Genomic DNA, 17,124 nt, shown 5'->3' with positions numbered 1-17,124 from the left:
GCCTTCGCAGAGTTCGCAGCATGACTTTATGTCAGATTTGATTGATCCGGTGCCTCAGATACCCAGGAAGGGCTGCGCGAGCCTTGGCAGCAATCCCTTGAAACGCAGCGGCGCGTCGGTCACCGCAAGACAGATGCAATCCTGCGATATGTCCGCGATGGGCGTGTGTTCGACCGCGTCGGTCGCCACCTCGACGTCGCCGCGCCGAAAGGTGCCGTCTTCGTCGCTGAAGGCGCCCTGAAGCACCAGCGTCAGTTCCAGCCCGTTGTGACCGTGATCCGGCACGGCGGTGCCCGCAGGGATATACAGCAAACGCGCCGTCGCCTCGGACGAGGTTTTCAGGATCGCCTGTTTCACGCCCATGCCGACGGGGCGCCATTTCACATCCGCCAGCGAATTGCCGACATAATCGCGCAGCGGCGCCGGAAGCACCGGATCGGAGTGCACCGTGATCCGTTCCGGAGCCCCGGATTGCCGGATGCGGGCCATCACCTTGTCAAGGCAGGCGTCGGAAACGGCGGCGGTGGTTCCCTGATCCAGCAGGCTGCCGCCCACGGTATCATGCGCCGCCAAAGCCGCCCGGCATTCGTCGCACAGCGAAACATGGGTGGCCACGATCAGGTTGACCGCTTCGGGCAGGGTGCCGGCCGAATAGCCAAGGATCAGATCGTCGGTCAGGTGGTGTGTGATGGAATGTGTCATGTCAGCTTTGGCTCATTGCGTGGCGAAGGCGTTCCAGCGCCAGTCGTATACGTGATTTGATCGTGCCCAGAGGCAACCCCGTTGCCTCGGCAATTTCGGAATGACTGAGATCACCGAAATAGGCCTGTTCGATCAGCTTGCGTTGTTTTTCGGGAAGCGCGGCAATCGCTGCGCCCAATTGTTCGGTTTCCTGTTGCAGGCCGATGACCTCGGCCTGGTCGGGTTCGGCTTCGGGGCCCCAGGTCAGATCCTCGGGTTCGGGGCGGCGCTGTTTGCGCAGGTGGTCGATCTTGCGGTTGCGCGCGATGGTGAAGATCCAGGTTGAAACCGATGCGCGCGATGGATCGAACTGCGCAGCCTTTTTCCAGATCGTCGCCATGACGTCCTGAACGCATTCCTCGGCCAATGCCTCGTCTGCGCCGGAGCGGATGAGAAAGCCTTTGACGCGGGGGGCAAAGTGGCGAAACAGCGCGGCAAAGGCGGCTTCGTCGCCGTGATCGCGAATGCGCGCAATGCAGGCGATCCAATCGGCCGATCTGTCGTTTTCCTGAGCTGTCACCTGTCTGGCCCTGTTTTTCCCGGCTGTCACCAAGACATGTCCTGCCTCGCGGCCAAGATCAACAGGCGCGGCATCAGGGCGAGTCAAAAGGTCGGTTTGTCCAAACATATCTTTCTTACGGCGCGCCCGCGGGGATGGATCACTAAATTCTGCTCAATGTCATCCAAAATGCGATGGCCCCCGTATCATTCCTGAAAACGACGAAAAAACAGGTGATAATGATGCCCTTCGAAGCCCGCCCCAGCGCACCGCGCAAGATTGCCGTGATCGGCGCCGGAATATCTGGCCTTGGCGCGGCGCAGATGCTGGCCGGGGCGCATCACGTGACCCTGTTCGAGGCCGAGCACCGGCTGGGCGGTCATGCCCGCACCGTGATGGCCGGCAAGCGCGGCGACCAGCCCGTCGATACCGGGTTCATCGTGTTCAACCGGGCCAATTATCCGCATCTGTGCGCCCTGTTCGAGGAATTGGACGTGCCTGTCGCGAAATCCGACATGAGCTTTTCGGCCAGCCTGCGCGGCGGCGTGATGGAATATGGCCTGCGCGATCTTGGGGCGATCTTTGCCCAGAAACGCAATGCGCTGAACCCCCGGTTCTGGGGCATGATCCGCGACATCACGCGGTTCAATGCGCGGGCTTTGGATGCGGCGCAAGATCGGTCTGTGCCGCTGGGCGAATTCCTGGACCAGTTGCAGATGGGCGACTGGTTTCGCCGCTATTATCTGTTGCCGCTGTCCGGGGCGATCTGGTCGACCCCGACAGAGAAGATCCTGGATTTTCCGGCGCAGGCCCTGGTGCAATTCTTCGAGAACCACGCGCTGCTGCACCATTCCGGCCAGCACCAGTGGTACACCGTTCAGGGCGGGTCGGTGCAATACGTGCAGCGCCTTCAGGCCGATCTTTTGCGCAAGGGCGCCGAGATCCGCGTCGGCTGTCCGATCCAGGGCGTGAAACGCACCGCCGGCGGCGTGCAGGTCCGGGCGATCGGCGGCGACTGGGAGGCGTTCGACGACGTGGTCTTTGCCACCCACTCCGACGACAGCCTGCGCCTGCTGAGCGATGCCAACAGGGCCGAACGGCAGGCACTGGGCGCGGTGCGGTATCAGCCCAACCAGATCGTTCTGCACTCCGACGCCGCGATCATGCCCAAGCGCAAGGCCGTTTGGTCATCGTGGAATTACACCGAAACCGCCCGCAAGGAAATGAACCAGATCGACCTGACCTATTGGATGAACTGCCTGCAACCGATCCCGCAGGACGATCCGCTGTTCGTCACACTCAATTCCACCCGTCCGATCCGCGAAGACCTGATCCATGACGAGGTGACCCTGCGGCACCCGGTCTATGATCTGGCCGCGCTGGAAGGGCAAAGACAGGTGGCGGCGCTGAACGGCGCGAACAACACCTGGTTCTGCGGCGCGTGGATGAAGAACGGCTTTCACGAGGACGGCCTGTCCAGCGCGGTCGACGTGGTTCAGGCGCTGATGGCGCGCAGCTCTGGCACGGTGCGGGCAGCATGACGACCACCGTCACGCATATCGCGGGCCATACCTATCATGGCCGCAAGGGCGAGGTTGAAAACAGCTTTCGCTACTCGGTCGATTACGTGCTGCTGGACGCCGAGGCGCCGCTGCGCGCGCCGGGCCTGTTCTCGCGCAATCGCGCGAACCTGTGTTCGGTCCAGGACCGCGACCATGGCGGGGCGCCGAAACAGGGCAGGGGCGCCGCGTGGGCGCGCGAGGTGCTGGCGCAGCACCAGATCCGGGCCGATGGGCCGCTGCTGCTGCTGACGCAGCCGCGCCTGCTGGGGCATGTGTTCAACCCGGTGTCCTTCTGGCTGGCGCATGACGATCAGCAGCAGATGGTTGCGGTGATCGCCGAGGTGACCAACACCTTTGGCGACCGGCATTCCTATCTGTGCGCCCTGCCGGGGGGCGCGCCGATCACCCGGCACGATCGCATCACCGCCAGCAAGGTGTTTCATGTCTCGCCGTTCCAGCCCATCGCGGGCGGCTATGAATTCCGCTTTGACATCACCAAGGACCGCATCGGGATCTGGATCGACCTGACCCATGGCGACGGCGGCGTGATTGCCTCCCTGTGCGGGGAACGCAAACCCCTGACCAACCGGGCAATCCTTTGGGCGCTTGTGCGCCGTCCCTTCGGGGCGCGGCGTGTCCTGGGATTGATCCACTGGCAGGCCCTGAAACTATGGGCAAAGGGCGCGGGCTATCGCAACCGCCCTGCGCCGCCCGACCACTCAGTCAGTCAAGCCACCAAGGAGGCACAAGGATGACCTATGCGTTTTTCATGGCCATCGGAGCAGTGGCGGTTCTGGCGCTGCTATGGCTCAAGGCACGGTACTTCGGCTTTGCCGCCCAGAAAGCCGGCGATTATGCCGGTGACGCCCATGCCATCGACCTGCGCCGCGATCTGGACGGGCCGTTGATCTGCGAAGGCGTGATCTATGGCCCGACGGGGCGCGTGTCGTCCCGCTTTGTCGGGGATTTCGACGTGCACTGGGAAGGCAACCGGGGCGTGATGAAAGAGCATTTCCGCTATGAAAGCGGGTCCGAGCAGCACCGCGAATGGCAGCTTTTGCTGGGCAATGACGGCAGCATCCGCGCCACCGCGCCCGATCTGGTCGGCGAAGGGCGCGGCGCGCAAAGCGGTGGGTCCGTGCATCTGCGCTATCGCATCCGCCTGCCCGAGGACGCGGGCGGGCATGTTCTGGACACCATCGACTGGATGTATCTTGCGCCGAATGGAACCATCGTGAACCGCAGTCAGTTTCGTAAATACGGAATCAAGGTGGCCGAACTGGTGGCCACGATGCGAAAGGCGGAAGCGGCATGAGGGATTGGATCGGCAAACGGTATTGGTTGGTGGGCGCCTCGGAAGGGTTGGGGGCAGCACTGGCCCACCGGCTGAGCGCGGCAGGGTGCGAATTGATCCTGTCGGCGCGCTCCCGCGAGGGGCTGGAAAAACTGGCCGCCGAATTGCCGGGCAAGGCGCAGATCGCGCCGGTGGATGTGACTGACACCAAGGCGCTGGAGCAGGTCGCCCAAGAGATCGGAGAGATCGACGGCGTGGTGCAGATGGCCGGCGTCTATTGGCCCTTTGGCGCCAAGGACTGGAACGCCGGGCAGGCCAATACCATGGCGCAGGTCAACTTTGCCGGGGCCATGGCGCTGATGGGCGTGGTGTTGCCGCGCTTTGTCGAACGCGGCAAGGGCCACATCGTTCTGACCGGATCGCTGTCCGGCTTTCGCGGGTTGCCGGATTCGGCGCCCTATACCGCGTCAAAGGCCGGGGTGATGGCGCTGGCCGAGTCGCTATATGCCGACCTGCGCAAGACGGAGGTGGACGTGCAATTGATCAACCCCGGCTTCATCCGGACACGCCTGACCGCAAAGAACGATTTCAAGATGCCCTTCCTGATGGAGCCCGAGGAGGCCGCGCGCATCTGCTTTGAGCACATGACCACCGACCGCTTCAAACGGTCGTTCCCCATGGGGTTCAGCCTGGTGTTCCGGCTGGGGCAATTCCTGCCCGATTGGGCCTACTACCGCCTGTTTGCGTAAGATCAAGGCGCGCGTGGGCCGCGCCGCCCATGATCGCCCTTGCGAATGCAAAGGGAGACGCGGGATGGAACAGATCAGTGTTCGGAAAGTGGCGGCCGTCATCGTGATGGCGCGCGAGTTGGGGCGCGCCGAGGGCGAGCTGCGGGGCCTTATCGACCGGATGGGCGAAGAGGAACAGGCCGCGCTGGTGGCGATCATGTGGATCGGGCGCGGGTCGTTCGAGGCCGAGGAATTCCAGGAGGCCTATCAAACCGCCTATGCCGAGGCATCGACCCCGACGGCGGATTACCTGATCGGCACGCCGCATCTGGCCGACAACCTTGAGGCCGGGCTGGAGTCGCTGGGGTACGACACCCAGGACGAAGAAGATGCGGTGATGTAGGTCACCGAAGCGCGCGGCCTTTCAGGATCACACCATCGCCGAACTTGGCGCGCAGGGCGTCGGTGGCCTTTTCGGCCTTGGCGCGGGCGGCGGCCTGCGGGTCCAGCATGTCGGGCACGCGGTCGGCCTGATCCTCGGGGACCAGATCGGAAATGCCCGTGCCGATCAGCCGGAACGGCCCCTGCGCCTGCACCTGGTCAAACAGCGGGCGCGCGGTGCGATAGATGCGGTCGGCGATCTGCGTGGCATCGGTCAGCGACACGCGGCGGGTGATCAGCCGGAAATCGGCGCGCTTGACCTTGAGCGTGACGACGCGGCCGGCCAGCCCCTTGGCCTTGGCGCGGTCGGCGACCTTTTCGGACAGGCGCCACAGGTGGCCATCCAGCAGGTCGGTGTCGCTGGTGTCCTCGGAAAAGGTGGTTTCGTTCGAAATGGATTTCATCGGGGCATTGCGCGTCACGCGGCGGAAATCCTGCCCGCGCGCGAGGTACCATAGCCGTTCGCCCATCGACCCGAAGCGCGCGTTCAAATCGCGCCTGTCCCAGCGCAGCAGATCGTCAAAGCTGCGAATGCCGGCCTTTTCCAGCGTTTCCTGTGCGGCGCTGCCGACACCCCAGATCAGGCGCACGGACTTGGGGCGCAGGAAGGATTCCGTCTCGGCCTTGCCGATCACCGAAAAGCCGCGCGGTTTGTCCAGATCGCTGGCGATCTTGGCAAGGAATTTGTTGTGCGACAGCCCGATCGACCCGGTCAGCCCCAGTTCGGATTTCATCCGTTTGACCAGCCGGGCCAGCATGACGGCAGGCGGCGCGCCGTGCAGGCGGGCGGTGCCGGTCAGGTCAAGAAAGGCCTCGTCCAGCGACAGCGGTTCGATGGCGGGGGTCAGCTCCTCCATCATGGCGCGAATGGCGCGGCTTGCCTCGACATAGGCGTCCATGCGCGGTTTGATCACCACGGCGTCGGGGCACAGTTGCAGCGCCTTGAACATCGGCATGGCGGATTTCACGCCGCGAATGCGGGCGACATAGCAGGCGGTGGACACCACGCCGCGCCGCCCGCCGCCGATGATCACGGGTTTGTCGGCCAGATCCGGGTTGTCGCGCTTTTCCACGCTGGCATAAAAGGCGTCGCAGTCCATATGGGCAATGGACAGGTCCCACAGTTCGGGATGGTTCAGCACGCGCGGTCGACCGCACTCCGGGCAACGCGGCCCGGATGCAAAACAGGTCAGACAATCGCGGCACAGGGCTGGCATGGGGTCAGTTTAGCGTGAAGCGGAAGGGCAAGCCATGACAGATCCACTCGCGCCGTTTCTGGGCGCCAAGCTGATGCTGTTCGCGGGGGCGGATATCATCGTGTTGCGGCGCGATCATGCGCCGGGGCTGGTCTGGCCGGGGTTTCTGGATTTCCCCGGCGGCGGCCGCGAAGGGGACGAGACGCCGATGGCCTGCGCCTTGCGCGAAACGCACGAAGAGCTGGGGTTGATCGTGCCCGAGGCGCAGGTGCGGATGGCGCATCTGCGCGACACGGGGTCTGCGCTGACGTGGTTTTTCGCGGCGCATCTGCCGGGCAGCATTCTGCGCGATATCCGGTTCGGCGGCGAAGGCGAGGGGTGGCAGGTGATGGCGCCCGGCGATTTCGTGCGCGATGCGCAGGCGATCCCGCATTTCCGCGCGGTGTTGCGCGGCTATCTTGACAAATAAAGGCCGGAGCGCGAAACGCGCCCCGGCCAGTGAACCGCCATTCTCGGGGGACAATGAGAACGGGCGGTATTCGGATCAGGCGGCGCGGCTGCCGTGCAGCAGGGCCTGCCAGTCAAAGCCGCTGGGTTGCGGTTGCGGCGCGGGGGCGGGCAGCTTTTCCAGGCGGGATTTCATTTGGTCGGGGCGGTTGATGCGCGCCATCGCGGCCTGCAGCAGGCCCTTGCTGATAGCGTCGAATTCGGCCTCGAGAGGCGCGCGGAAACTTGCGGGGATCCGGCGCGTTCCGGTGGTGCCGTGAAATGTAACCAGGGCCTCAAAGCACTGCTCGGCCGGGTTGTAACGAATTTCACCGATTTCAGTCTTGTTGCGCGACATTGATATGCCTCCTGTAGCGATCCATTCGGACGTGGTGTCCTGTGGATAACTTTCAGATGAGCATTTTGTTCCGCGACGAAAAGGGGGGCTCACGAATCTGTGTGAGCTGGCGGTCGGAATTGTGCAAAATTCCGCCTATCCCCCCGGGATCTGAGCGCTTTTTGGCTGATTTGGCCTAGCCGAGGCGCAGTTCGTCCACGATGGCCTGCGCGGCGGCCTTTGGGTCGGGGGCGCGGTGGATCGGGCGACCGACGACGATATGGTCGGCCCCGGCCCTGATGGCGCTGGCGGGTGTTGCGATTCGTTTCTGATCGCCTTTGTCGGCGCCGACGGGGCGCACGCCGGGGGTGACGATCAGTTTGCCCGCCGCCTCGGGCAGGGCGCGGATCAGCGCGGCCTCGTTCGGAGAGGCGATGACGCCATCGGCCCCGGCCTCAAAGGCGCGGGCGGCGCGGGTGGTCACAAGCTCGGGGATATCGCCGGGCTGGATCAGCGCGGCGTCCAGATCGGCGCGGTCAAGCGAGGTCAGGATGGTCACAGCAAGGATTTTCATGTCCTTGCCTGCGGCGCCTTCCTTGGCGGCGCGCACGACGTATGGGTCGCCATGCACCGTCAGGAAATCGAGATCGAATTGCGCAAGGCCGCGCACCGCCGCCTCGACCGTGGCGCCGATGTCGAACAGCTTCATGTCCAGAAAGATGCGTTTGCCGAAATCCTGTTTCAGCTCGTTCGCAAGGGCAAGCCCGCCGCCGGTCAGCATGCCAAGGCCGATCTTGTAGAACGACACGGTATCCCCCAGCGCGCTGGCCATGTGCAGCCCTTCGATGGCGGTGGGAACGTCGAGCGCAACGATCAATCGGTCATCGGACATGGGGTGGCCTTTCCAAGCTGGGGTTTACCCGCTTTTGGGTGCCTGCCGTCGCGGCGTCAAGTCCACCGATGTCAGCCCATGGGGCAGAAGACCCGGAGCAAAGTGGATTTCATCGCCTTCAAGGTATTCGGGCATCTGACGCGCGCGTTTCAGTGCCATGGCCAGCAGGCGCAGACGGTGCCGGCTTTTGAGCACCTCGACGTGTCGGGGCACGGTCAGCGGGATCTGGATGCGCGTGGTGTCGTTGACCAGAAGCACCGCGCCCCTGGATGGTCCTTCGGGGGCGGTGTCGTCAAACCCCGAAAACTCGATGCTTTTTACATACATGCTGGGCCTCCTGCGGAGGTGAATATAGCGAAGGCTTTAACAATCGGTGCAGGCGCGCGGGTGGCAATTTTGCAACGCGAGGGGCTTGAAGCCGCCGCGGGCAATCGCCATCTTTTGAGCGAGGCCCAATCGGCCCCGCGTGCCGCCAAGTCGGGCGCGGGCCAAATCAACCGGGCGCTTACATGGAAGGAGAATACCATGAACTTGGATAAGTTCACGGAGCGGTCGCGCGGCTTTATTCAGGCGGCACAGACGATCGCCATGCGAGAAAATCATCAAAAACTGGCGCCCGAACACCTGCTCAAGGCGGTGATGGACGACGATCAGGGGATGGCCAGCAACCTGATCAAACGGGCGGGCGGCGATGCCGCGCGGGTCGTGCAGGTTCTGGAAACCAAGGTTGCCAAGATCCCCAAAGTGACCGGCGATGCCGGGCAGATCTACATGGACAGCGGCACCGGCAAGGTGCTGGACGAGGCCGAAAAGCTGGCAAAAAAGGCCGGTGACAGCTTTGTCCCCGTCGAACGGCTGCTGATGGCTTTGGCCATGGTCAAAAGCCCGGCCAAAGAGGCGTTGGATGCGGGCGGCGTGACCGCCCAGAAGCTGAACGAGGCGATCAACGATCTGCGCAAGGGGCGCACGGCGGATACCGCCAGCGCCGAAGAGGGTTATGACGCGCTGAAGAAATACGCGCAGGACCTGACCGAACGCGCCCGCGAGGGCAAGATCGACCCGATCATTGGCCGCGACGAAGAAATTCGCCGCACCATGCAGGTGCTGAGCCGTCGGACCAAGAACAACCCGGTTCTGATCGGGGAACCCGGCGTGGGTAAAACCGCGATTGCCGAGGGTCTGGCCCTGCGCATCGTCAATGGTGACGTGCCCGAAAGCCTGCTGAACAAGCGGCTGTTGTCGCTGGACATGGGCGCGCTGATTGCCGGTGCGAAGTATCGCGGCGAATTCGAGGAACGTCTGAAGGCGATCCTGTCCGAGGTGACGACCGCCGCGGGCGAGGTGATCCTGTTCATCGACGAAATGCACACGCTGGTCGGCGCGGGCAAGGCAGACGGGGCGATGGATGCCTCGAACCTGTTGAAACCGGCGCTGGCGCGCGGTGAATTGCACTGCGTCGGCGCGACCACGCTGGACGAATACCGCAAGCACGTCGAAAAGGACGCGGCCCTTGCGCGGCGTTTCCAGCCAGTGATGGTCGAAGAACCGACCGTCGAGGATACGATTTCGATCCTGCGCGGCATCAAGGAAAAGTACGAACTGCACCACGGCGTGCGGATTTCGGACAGCGCCCTGGTTGCGGCGGCGACGCTGAGCCACCGCTATATCACCGACCGGTTCCTGCCGGACAAGGCGATCGACCTGATGGACGAGGCCGCGTCACGTCTGCGCATGGAAGTGGACAGCAAGCCCGAGGAACTGGACGCGCTGGACCGCGACATCCTGCAAAAGCAGATCGAGGTCGAGGCGCTGCGCCGCGAGGACGATCAGGCAAGCAAGGACCGTCTGGCCAAGCTCGAGGTCGATCTGGCCAACCTGCAAGAGCAGAGCGCCGAGATGACCGCCAAGTGGCAGGCCGAGCGGGACAAGCTGGCCGGTGCGCGCGACATCAAGGAAAAGCTGGATCAGGCGCGGGCGCAACTGGATCAGGCCAAGCGGGCCGGTGATCTGGCCAAGGCCGGTGAGCTGTCTTACGGCGTGATCCCGCAGCTGGAAAAGCAACTGGCCGAGGCGGAATCGCAGGACGACAGCGACGTGATGGTCGAAGAGGCCGTGCGCCCGGATCAGATTGCATCGGTGGTCGAACGCTGGACAGGGATTCCGGCGGGCAAGATGCTGGAAGGCGAGCGCGACAAGCTGCTGGCGATGGAGGATGGCCTGCACAAGCGGGTGATCGGTCAGAACCAGGCGGTGACGGCGGTGGCCAATGCGGTGCGCCGTGCACGGGCCGGTCTGAACGACGAGAACCGGCCGTTGGGCTCGTTCCTGTTCCTTGGGCCGACCGGTGTGGGCAAGACCGAGCTGACCAAGGCGCTGGCCGAGTTCCTGTTCGACGACGACAACGCCATGGTGCGGATCGACATGTCGGAGTTCATGGAGAAACACGCGGTGTCGCGTCTGATCGGCGCGCCTCCGGGCTATGTCGGCTATGACGAAGGCGGTGTGCTGACCGAAGCGGTGCGGCGCCGGCCCTATCAGGTCGTGCTGTTCGACGAGGTCGAAAAGGCCCACCCGGATGTCTTCAACGTGCTGTTGCAGGTGCTGGACGACGGTGTGCTGACCGATGGTCAAGGGCGGACGGTCGATTTCAAGCAGACGCTGATCGTGCTGACGTCGAACCTTGGCAGCCAGGCGCTGAGCCAGCTGCCCGAAGGGTCGGATGGCGCGCAGGCCAAGCGCGACGTGATGGACGCGGTGCGGGCCCATTTCCGCCCCGAGTTCCTGAACCGTCTGGACGAGACGATCATCTTTGATCGGCTCAAGCGCGAGGACATGGACGGCATCGTCGATATCCAGATGGCCCGCCTGCTGAAACGGCTTGCGGCGCGGAAAATCCGGCTGGAGCTGGACGAGGATGCGCGCAAGTGGCTGGCCAGCGAAGGCTATGATCCGGTGTTCGGGGCGCGCCCGCTCAAGCGGGTGATCCAGCGTGCCTTGCAGAACCCGCTGGCGGAAATGCTGCTGTCGGGCGATGTGAACGACGGCGACGTGATCCCGGTCAGCGCCGGGGCCGACGGGCTGCTGATCGGTGATCGGGTCGGGGCCACGAACCGGCCCAAACCGGACGATGCCGTGGTGCACTGAGCTTTGATGCAAAGGAAAAGGCCCGCCAGAGATGGCGGGCCTTTTTTGTTGGAGCCTGATGCCGGGTCAGAAGATGATCGTATTGGTGTCGAAGTTGTGCATCGACATGCCTTCCAGCAGGATCACGTCCCCGGCGGTGATGCCGATTTCAAGCCCGGCCTCGGTTTCAGTAAAGGTCAGGTCGTCCGTGCCCGAAAGGCCCAGCGACGTCAGGTCGATTTCATCGGAACTGGAGCTGAAGCCCTCGATCGTGTCGAAACCGGACCCGGCGTCAAAGACGAACAGATCGTTGCCATAGCCGCCCTGCAGCACGTCATTGCCCGAACCGCCGTTCAACGTATCGTCGTTGAAGCCGCCGCGCAGGGTATCGTCGCCCGCGCCGCCCATCAGGAAATCGTCGCCGGCGCTGCCCCACAGGATGTCGTTGCCGGCATCGCCAAAGATCAGGTCGTTGCCGCTGCCGGAATAGATGGTGTCGGCATCATCGCCGCCGCGCAGCGTGTCATGGCCGCTTTCGCCATAAAGCAGGTCGTTGCCCGCACCGCCTTCGAGAATGTCGTTGCCGCTGCCGGCCCAAAGCGTATCGACCCCGTCGCCGCCATGCAGGCTGTCGTGGCCGGCCGCGCCGCGCAGGGCGTCATCGCCGCCTCCGCCCAAAAGCGTGTCGTTGCCGGTGCCGCCATGCAGCCAGTCGTTGTCGTCGCCGCCATCAAGGGAATCGTCGCCGCTGTTGCCGGACAGGCTGTCCTGACCGGCGCCGCCGTGCAGGGTGTCGTTGCCCGTGCCGCCGATGCCGGTGTCATTGCCGTCGCCGCCCAGCAGGAAATCAAGCCCAAGGCCGCCGATCAGCAGATCGTGCCCGGCATCGCCGATGACCACGTCGTTGCCGTTGCCGCCGTTGACATAATCGTCGCCGTCGCCGCCGCGGGATTCGTCGTTTCCGTTGCCCGCGCGCAGCGTGTCGTTGCCGCTGCCGCCGTCCAGAAAGTCATTGCCGGACCCGGCTTGCAGGAAATCCATGCCGCCGCCGCCCCAAAGCGTATCATGGCCATTGTTGCCACGAATGGAATCGTCCCCCATCAGACCGTGCAGGATGTCGTTTCCATAGCCACCGCGCAGGGTGTCGTTCAGATCGGCGCCATACAGGGTGTCGTTCTTGGATGTGCCGTTCACGACCAGGCCAAGAATCTCAGCGTTCGCGCCAGTGGATTGTGTAGAAGATGTGCCGACCATGATGGCTCCGCATGACAGTGTTCAACAAATCCGTCATTTGCGGATAATTGTGTTAAAATTAGGGCCAATCGGATTGGGGATGAAAAAAGCCCGCCGTGTGGTGCACGGCGGGCCCAAAGGCGCAAGGATGGCGCCCTTGTTTACTTGGGCATGATGACCGCGTCGATCACGTGGATCACGCCGTTCGAGGCTTCGATATCGGCCTGCACGACGTTGGCGCCATCGACGGTCACGCCGCCTTCGGTCATGATGGTGACTTCACCGCCTTGGACGGTGGCTGCCATCATGTTGTTCGACAGGTCGGTCGACATGACTTTGCCAGAGATCACGTGGTAGGTCAGGATCGCGGTCAGCTGGTCCTTGTTCTCGGGCAGCAGCAGGCTTTCGACCGTGCCTTCGGGCAGGGCGGCAAAAGCGTCATCGGTGGGCGCGAAAACGGTGAAGGGGCCTTCGCTCTTGAGAGTGTCGACGAGGCCCGCGGCGGTGGCGGCGGCAAGCAGCGTTTCAAAGCTGCCGGCGTTGGCGGCGGTGTCGACGATATCCATCGAGTGGCCACCAGCAAAGGCGGGGCCCGCGATGAAGGCTGCGGCGGTCAGGGCAAGGTAAGTTCTGCGGAACATGAGATGTCCTCCTGAGAAAAAGTTGTGCCGATGTGGCTGTCACATCTGCAAACTCTTACGGGGCAGGAGGGGCCCCCGGATCACCGGATTTCTTTGCAAAGCCGGCTTGACGAAGGGCGCGCGCTTGCTAAGCCGCGCCCTTCGAGAATTTCCAATCGCGTTTTCGTGATCGTATGTGATCAATCCAGCCCGACTGCGGCGCGTGCAATGCCGTCCAGCAGCTCTTCGACGGCCTTCATGGCGCCGTCGGGATAGGTGCGAAACCCGATGGTCGTCACGTCGGGCGTGTCATGCATGACCATGACAAAGATGTCGTAGGGGCAAAAGACGATGTTCATCGGATCGGCCTCCATCACTTCGCGCGACACCTTGGCCGAGCAGAAGCTGAAAACATCCGCCTTGTCGTACAGGATGACATCCGATCCCACGTCTTCGCGGGTGCGTTCCAGCATGTCGCCGGTGTGGCTGACGCTGTCGATCACCAGCCCGGCGTCAACGATCGCGTTTTCCAAGCCAAAGACCACATCGTCAAAGCTTTGATCCGTGTCATAGGTGATCACGTCGGCTGCCGAGGCCGCCGTGGCGAAAAGTACCAGCGCCGCGGCGCTCAGAAATCTGGTCATATCGTTCCCCTTCACGATTTATGCAGAAAGCATGTCTAATCGTCGTCGATGATGGCACAGTACCGCAGGGTACGCGATTTGCCTTGAGGCAAATCAACGCATTCAGGAGGGCGAATATGACTTACGCGATGGCGGCGCTTCAATACCTGGCGCTTTTGTTCGTCTTTCTGATCGGGATGGGGGCGGCGCTGGCGATCATGTATTTCATCATCGACCGCACCCAGACCAGCGACGCCATCCGGCGCAACTATCCGGTGATCGGCCGCTTTCGGCATCTGTTCACCGAGCTGGGCGAATTCTTTCGCCAGTATTTCTTTGCCATGGACCGCGAGGAAATGCCGTTCAACCGCGCGCAGCGGAACTGGATCGACGGCGCCGCCAAGGGGGACAGCAACACCGTGGCCTTCGGGTCAACCCGAAACCTGAACGTGCCGGGCACGCCGATCTTCATGAACGCGGTCTTTCCCCCGCTGGACGATCAATACGGGCGCACCGAACCGATGGTGATCGGGCCTACCGCGAAACAGCCCTATGCGGCGCCGTCGATCTACAACATCTCGGGGATGTCCTATGGCGCGCTGTCGAAACCGGCGGTGCGCGCGCTCAGCCGCGGGGCCAAGATGGCTGGCGTCTGGCTGAACACCGGCGAAGGCGGGTTGTCGCCCTACCACCTGGAAGGCGGCTGCGACATCGTCTTTCAGATCGGCACCGCGAAATACGGCGTGCGCGACAAGGACGGCAACCTGAGCGACGACAAGCTGCGCGAGGTGGCGGCCCACCCTCAGGTCAGGATGTTCGAGATCAAGCTGAGCCAGGGCGCCAAGCCGGGCAAGGGCGGCATCCTGCCCGGTGCCAAGGTGTCTAAGGAAATCGCCGACATCCGCGGCATCGAAGAAGGCAAGCCCAGCATTTCCCCGAACCGCCACCAGGAGGTGGATGATTTCAACGACCTGCTTGAGATGATCCGCCACATCCGCGACGTGACGGGCAAACCGGTGGGCTTCAAGACCTGCCTTGGCTCGGCCGAACCCTGGTTCGACTTTTTCAAGCTGGTGAAGGAACGCGGCACTGACTATGCGCCCGATTTCATCACCGTCGATGGCGGCGAAGGCGGGACCGGCGCGGCGCCCATGCCGTTGTTGGACCTGGTCGGCATGCCGCTGCGCGAGGCGCTGGTGCGCATGGTCGACCTGCGTGACCTGGCCGGGCTGCACGACCGCATCCGCATCATTGCCAGCGGCAAGCTGATATCACCCGGCGATGTGGCCTGGGCGATCTGCGCCGGAGCGGATATCGTCACCTCGGCGCGCGGGTTCATGTTCAGCCTTGGCTGCATCCAGGCGCTCAAGTGCAACCGCAACACCTGCCCGACAGGGATCACCACCCACGACCCGCGCCTGCAGGCGGGGCTGGTGGTGGCCGAAAAGGACAAGCGTGTCGCCCGCTTTGCCAAGGCGATCATCAGCGAGGTGGAAACCATCGCCCATTCGGTGGGCGTGGCCGAACCCCGGCTGATGCGGCGCAGCCACGTGCGCCTTGTCTGCGATGATGGCTCGTCCGCCCAGATGAGCGAGCTTTATCCATCGGTCAATCTGGCCGGCGATCTGGCCGGCGGGCACCGCGTGTTCGAAGAGGCGCTCAAACGGATGTGACGGCGGCTTTGTTTCAAAGCGCCTACGCCAAAGTGAGAAAACGTTCATTGGTCAGCGGGACCTCGCGCTATAATTAAGGGGAAGCCGAGCAAGGAGACCCCGATGGCCAAACGCTGGATCAATGACCTGACGACACAAGACGTGACACCCGAACATGCCTTTTTGAACCGGCGTCAGATCCTGGCCGGTATGGGGGCAGGGGCCATTGCCGGATTTGGCATGCCCGCCATGGCCGAAACGCTGGAACCGAACAGCTTTGAGGACATCACCAACTACTGCAATTATTACGAGTTCGGCACCGGCAAGGATGATCCGGCCCGCAACGCGCATACCCTGACCACGTCGCCCTGGTCGGTGCAGATCGACGGACTGGTCGACAACCCCGGCGACTATGCCCTGACGGACATCCTGGACAAGATGACCATCGAAGAGCGCATCTATCGTTTTCGCTGTGTCGAGGCCTGGTCGATGGTCGTGCCCTGGAACGGCTTTGAACTGGCGGATCTTTTGACCATGGCCGGCATCAAGCCCGAGGCGAAATACGTCGCCTTCGAAACCGTCCTGCGCCCGGATGAAATGCCCGGCACCCGGTTCCCGGTGCTTGACTGGCCCTATGTCGAAGGGCTGCGGTTGGACGAGGCGATGCATCCGCTGACGCTTATGGCGACCGGACTGTATGGCAAACCGCTGCCCAACCAGAACGGCGCGCCGCTGCGTTTGGTCGTGCCATGGAAATACGGCTTCAAGTCGATCAAATCCGTTGTGCGCATCACCCTGACCGACAGCCAGCCGCCGACCTCGTGGAACAAGGCGAACGCGGGCGAATACGGATTTTACAGCAACGTCAATCCCACGGTCGATCACCCGCGCTGGTCGCAGGCCACCGAACGCCCCCTGGGCGGCGGGCTGTTTGCAGGCAAAGTTCCGACGCGGATGTTCAACGGCTATGACGAGGTGGCCAGCCTTTATGACGGCATGGACCTGGCCCGGAACTTCTGATGCTGGTCGACCGGATCAACGCCGGGGCGCGCAAGCTCTCGAGCGCTTACATATATATTGTATGCGCCTTGCCCGCGCCCTGGCTGTTTTACCTGGGCCTGACCGGGGGGCTGGGCGTCGAGCCGATCAAGGCGCTGGAACATGAATACGGCGCGCTGGCGCTCAAACTGCTGATCGCCGGGTTGATGATCACACCGCTGCGCCGCTTTGCTGGGGTGAACCTGCTGAAATTCCGGCGCGCGATCGGCTTGATGGCCTTTTTTTACGTCGCGCTGCATCTGCTGGTCTGGCTGGTGCTGGACGTGCAGGTGCCCAGCCAGATCTGGGCGGATATCGTCAAGCGCCCATATATCACCGTCGGCATGGCGGGCTTTGCCCTGTTGCTGCCGCTGGCGATCACCTCCAACGCATACGCGATCCGCCGGCTTGGGCCGTCGTGGCGCAGCCTGCACAAACTGGTCTACCCGGCCGTCTTTCTTGGCGGCGTGCATTTCGTGATGCTGGTAAAGGGTCTGCAACCAGAGCCGCTGATCTATCTGGCGATCATCCTTGCGCTGCTGTCGCTGCGGCTTCGTCCGGCGCGGAAAAAATCAGCGGCCTGACGGCGCGATCCCCAGAAAAGCGGCAGTATGAAAGTGCTGCATTCGGCGGTTGAGGCCGTTTGGGGTGGGGTTCGG

Annotated in this window: 19 protein-coding genes; 10 read left to right on the top strand and 9 right to left on the bottom strand. The window is 63.2% G+C overall.

The annotated features are described in order from the left end of the window. Nucleotides 1–54 precede the first annotated feature (54 nt). Both QF118_RS01120 and QF118_RS01115 read right to left on the bottom strand, forming a co-directional pair. Nucleotides 55–702, bottom strand: a complete 648-nt coding sequence (locus QF118_RS01120) for a ChrR family anti-sigma-E factor (protein ID WP_282300797.1) — start codon at nt 700–702, stop codon at nt 55–57. A 1-nt stretch (nt 703) separates the two neighbouring features. After that, entirely contained in the window at nt 704–1,369 is a 666-nt protein-coding gene (locus QF118_RS01115) for a sigma-70 family RNA polymerase sigma factor (RefSeq protein ID WP_282300796.1), read from the bottom strand. Nucleotides 1,370–1,482: 113 nt separating this feature from the next. Here QF118_RS01115 and QF118_RS01110 point away from each other — a divergent pair, with 113 nt between their 5' ends. The 5 genes from QF118_RS01110 (at nt 1,483) to QF118_RS01090 (ending at nt 5,227) form a co-directional block, all read left to right on the top strand. Then, nucleotides 1,483–2,781, top strand: coding sequence for an NAD(P)/FAD-dependent oxidoreductase (locus QF118_RS01110; protein ID WP_282302385.1), 1,299 nt, complete (start codon nt 1,483–1,485; stop codon nt 2,779–2,781). Continuing rightward, nucleotides 2,778–3,557, top strand: coding sequence for a DUF1365 domain-containing protein (locus QF118_RS01105; RefSeq protein WP_282300795.1), 780 nt, complete (start codon nt 2,778–2,780; stop codon nt 3,555–3,557). Before QF118_RS01110 ends, QF118_RS01105 begins: the two co-directional genes overlap by 4 nt. After that, on the top strand, nt 3,554–4,117 hold the full coding sequence (locus tag QF118_RS01100; RefSeq protein WP_282300794.1) for a DUF3833 family protein: 564 nt from the start codon (nt 3,554–3,556) through the stop codon (nt 4,115–4,117). The genes QF118_RS01105 and QF118_RS01100 overlap by 4 nt, the downstream gene beginning before the upstream one ends. Then, complete coding sequence (locus tag QF118_RS01095; protein WP_282300793.1) at nt 4,114–4,845, top strand: SDR family NAD(P)-dependent oxidoreductase; 732 nt, start codon at nt 4,114–4,116, stop codon at nt 4,843–4,845. Before QF118_RS01100 ends, QF118_RS01095 begins: the two co-directional genes overlap by 4 nt. Before the next feature lie 64 nt (nt 4,846–4,909). Then, entirely contained in the window at nt 4,910–5,227 is a 318-nt protein-coding gene (locus tag QF118_RS01090; protein ID WP_282300792.1) for a DUF3775 domain-containing protein, read from the top strand. A gap of 1 nt (nt 5,228) precedes the next feature. On the opposite strand, the gene QF118_RS01085 is transcribed toward QF118_RS01090, so the two are convergent. Next, on the bottom strand, nt 5,229–6,482 hold the full coding sequence (locus QF118_RS01085; protein ID WP_282300791.1) for a DNA polymerase IV: 1,254 nt from the start codon (nt 6,480–6,482) through the stop codon (nt 5,229–5,231). 34 nt (nt 6,483–6,516) lie between these two features. Here QF118_RS01085 and QF118_RS01080 point away from each other — a divergent pair, with 34 nt between their 5' ends. Next, nucleotides 6,517–6,930 carry an NUDIX domain-containing protein gene (locus QF118_RS01080; RefSeq protein ID WP_282300790.1) on the top strand — a complete coding sequence of 138 codons (414 nt, stop codon included), beginning with the start codon at nt 6,517–6,519 and terminating at the stop codon, nt 6,928–6,930. A 75-nt stretch (nt 6,931–7,005) separates the two neighbouring features. Here QF118_RS01080 and QF118_RS01075 read toward each other — a convergent pair whose 3' ends face one another. From QF118_RS01075 to QF118_RS01065, 3 genes are all read right to left on the bottom strand, one after another. Continuing rightward, complete coding sequence (locus QF118_RS01075; protein WP_282300789.1) at nt 7,006–7,305, bottom strand: hypothetical protein; 300 nt, start codon at nt 7,303–7,305, stop codon at nt 7,006–7,008. A 175-nt stretch (nt 7,306–7,480) separates the two neighbouring features. Beyond that, nucleotides 7,481–8,176, bottom strand: a complete 696-nt coding sequence (pyrF, locus tag QF118_RS01070) for an orotidine-5'-phosphate decarboxylase (RefSeq protein WP_282300788.1) — start codon at nt 8,174–8,176, stop codon at nt 7,481–7,483. A gap of 24 nt (nt 8,177–8,200) precedes the next feature. Continuing rightward, entirely contained in the window at nt 8,201–8,503 is a 303-nt protein-coding gene (locus QF118_RS01065; protein WP_282300787.1) for a hypothetical protein, read from the bottom strand. Between the two features lie 198 nt (nt 8,504–8,701). Between QF118_RS01065 and clpB the strand changes: the two genes are divergently transcribed. After that, nucleotides 8,702–11,320: an ATP-dependent chaperone ClpB gene (clpB, locus tag QF118_RS01060; protein ID WP_282300786.1), complete on the top strand. Its 2,619-nt coding sequence runs from the start codon at nt 8,702–8,704 to the stop codon at nt 11,318–11,320. A 66-nt stretch (nt 11,321–11,386) separates the two neighbouring features. Here clpB and QF118_RS01055 read toward each other — a convergent pair whose 3' ends face one another. The 3 genes from QF118_RS01055 to QF118_RS01045 all read right to left on the bottom strand — a co-directional run bounded on the left by QF118_RS01055 (nt 11,387) and on the right by QF118_RS01045 (nt 13,796). Then, entirely contained in the window at nt 11,387–12,493 is a 1,107-nt protein-coding gene (locus QF118_RS01055; RefSeq protein ID WP_282300785.1) for a calcium-binding protein, read from the bottom strand. Between the two features lie 200 nt (nt 12,494–12,693). Then, nucleotides 12,694–13,173: a fasciclin domain-containing protein gene (locus QF118_RS01050; RefSeq protein WP_282300784.1), complete on the bottom strand. Its 480-nt coding sequence runs from the start codon at nt 13,171–13,173 to the stop codon at nt 12,694–12,696. A gap of 179 nt (nt 13,174–13,352) precedes the next feature. After that, the gene (locus tag QF118_RS01045; RefSeq protein WP_282300783.1) at nt 13,353–13,796 is read right to left on the bottom strand and encodes a DUF302 domain-containing protein; all 444 of its coding nucleotides are present in this window, start codon (nt 13,794–13,796) and stop codon (nt 13,353–13,355) included. Between the two features lie 116 nt (nt 13,797–13,912). Here QF118_RS01045 and QF118_RS01040 point away from each other — a divergent pair, with 116 nt between their 5' ends. The 3 genes from QF118_RS01040 (at nt 13,913) to msrQ (ending at nt 17,049) form a co-directional block, all read left to right on the top strand. Continuing rightward, nucleotides 13,913–15,448 (top strand): FMN-binding glutamate synthase family protein, encoded by a 1,536-nt coding sequence (locus QF118_RS01040; protein ID WP_282300782.1) that lies wholly within the window; start codon nt 13,913–13,915, stop codon nt 15,446–15,448. Nucleotides 15,449–15,550: 102 nt separating this feature from the next. Then, a complete protein-coding gene (msrP, locus tag QF118_RS01035) occupies nt 15,551–16,447 on the top strand; it encodes a protein-methionine-sulfoxide reductase catalytic subunit MsrP (protein ID WP_282300781.1) in 897 nt (298 codons plus the stop codon). Continuing rightward, the gene (msrQ, locus tag QF118_RS01030) at nt 16,447–17,049 is read left to right on the top strand and encodes a protein-methionine-sulfoxide reductase heme-binding subunit MsrQ (protein ID WP_282300780.1); all 603 of its coding nucleotides are present in this window, start codon (nt 16,447–16,449) and stop codon (nt 17,047–17,049) included. The genes msrP and msrQ overlap by 1 nt, the downstream gene beginning before the upstream one ends. The last annotated feature ends 75 nt before the right edge of the window (nt 17,050–17,124 follow it).

Source organism: Tropicibacter oceani, from assembly GCF_029958925.1.
In the GTDB taxonomy this organism is placed as follows: domain Bacteria; phylum Pseudomonadota; class Alphaproteobacteria; order Rhodobacterales; family Rhodobacteraceae; genus Pacificoceanicola; species Pacificoceanicola oceani.
This window is presented reverse-complemented; position numbering and strand designations above follow the sequence as displayed.

Excerpts from the sequence above, each read along its gene's own strand:
- QF118_RS01100 (WP_282300794.1), top strand. The coding sequence starts at position 3,554 with ATGACCTATGCGTTTTTCATGGCCATCGGAGCAGTGGCGGTTCTGGCG.
- msrQ (WP_282300780.1), top strand. The coding sequence starts at position 16,447 with ATGCTGGTCGACCGGATCAACGCCGGGGCGCGCAAGCTCTCGAGCGCT.
- QF118_RS01040 (WP_282300782.1), top strand. The coding sequence starts at position 13,913 with ATGACTTACGCGATGGCGGCGCTTCAATACCTGGCGCTTTTGTTCGTC.
- clpB (WP_282300786.1), top strand. The coding sequence starts at position 8,702 with ATGAACTTGGATAAGTTCACGGAGCGGTCGCGCGGCTTTATTCAGGCG.
- QF118_RS01095 (WP_282300793.1), top strand. The coding sequence starts at position 4,114 with ATGAGGGATTGGATCGGCAAACGGTATTGGTTGGTGGGCGCCTCGGAA.
- pyrF (WP_282300788.1), bottom strand. The coding sequence starts at position 8,176 with ATGTCCGATGACCGATTGATCGTTGCGCTCGACGTTCCCACCGCCATC.
- QF118_RS01045 (WP_282300783.1), bottom strand. The coding sequence starts at position 13,796 with ATGACCAGATTTCTGAGCGCCGCGGCGCTGGTACTTTTCGCCACGGCG.
- QF118_RS01090 (WP_282300792.1), top strand. The coding sequence starts at position 4,910 with ATGGAACAGATCAGTGTTCGGAAAGTGGCGGCCGTCATCGTGATGGCG.
- QF118_RS01120 (WP_282300797.1), bottom strand. The coding sequence starts at position 702 with ATGACACATTCCATCACACACCACCTGACCGACGATCTGATCCTTGGC.
- QF118_RS01075 (WP_282300789.1), bottom strand. The coding sequence starts at position 7,305 with ATGTCGCGCAACAAGACTGAAATCGGTGAAATTCGTTACAACCCGGCC.
- QF118_RS01115 (WP_282300796.1), bottom strand. The coding sequence starts at position 1,369 with ATGTTTGGACAAACCGACCTTTTGACTCGCCCTGATGCCGCGCCTGTT.
- QF118_RS01080 (WP_282300790.1), top strand. The coding sequence starts at position 6,517 with ATGACAGATCCACTCGCGCCGTTTCTGGGCGCCAAGCTGATGCTGTTC.
- QF118_RS01085 (WP_282300791.1), bottom strand. The coding sequence starts at position 6,482 with ATGCCAGCCCTGTGCCGCGATTGTCTGACCTGTTTTGCATCCGGGCCG.
- msrP (WP_282300781.1), top strand. The coding sequence starts at position 15,551 with ATGGCCAAACGCTGGATCAATGACCTGACGACACAAGACGTGACACCC.
- QF118_RS01105 (WP_282300795.1), top strand. The coding sequence starts at position 2,778 with ATGACGACCACCGTCACGCATATCGCGGGCCATACCTATCATGGCCGC.
- QF118_RS01110 (WP_282302385.1), top strand. The coding sequence starts at position 1,483 with ATGCCCTTCGAAGCCCGCCCCAGCGCACCGCGCAAGATTGCCGTGATC.
- QF118_RS01065 (WP_282300787.1), bottom strand. The coding sequence starts at position 8,503 with ATGTATGTAAAAAGCATCGAGTTTTCGGGGTTTGACGACACCGCCCCC.
- QF118_RS01050 (WP_282300784.1), bottom strand. The coding sequence starts at position 13,173 with ATGTTCCGCAGAACTTACCTTGCCCTGACCGCCGCAGCCTTCATCGCG.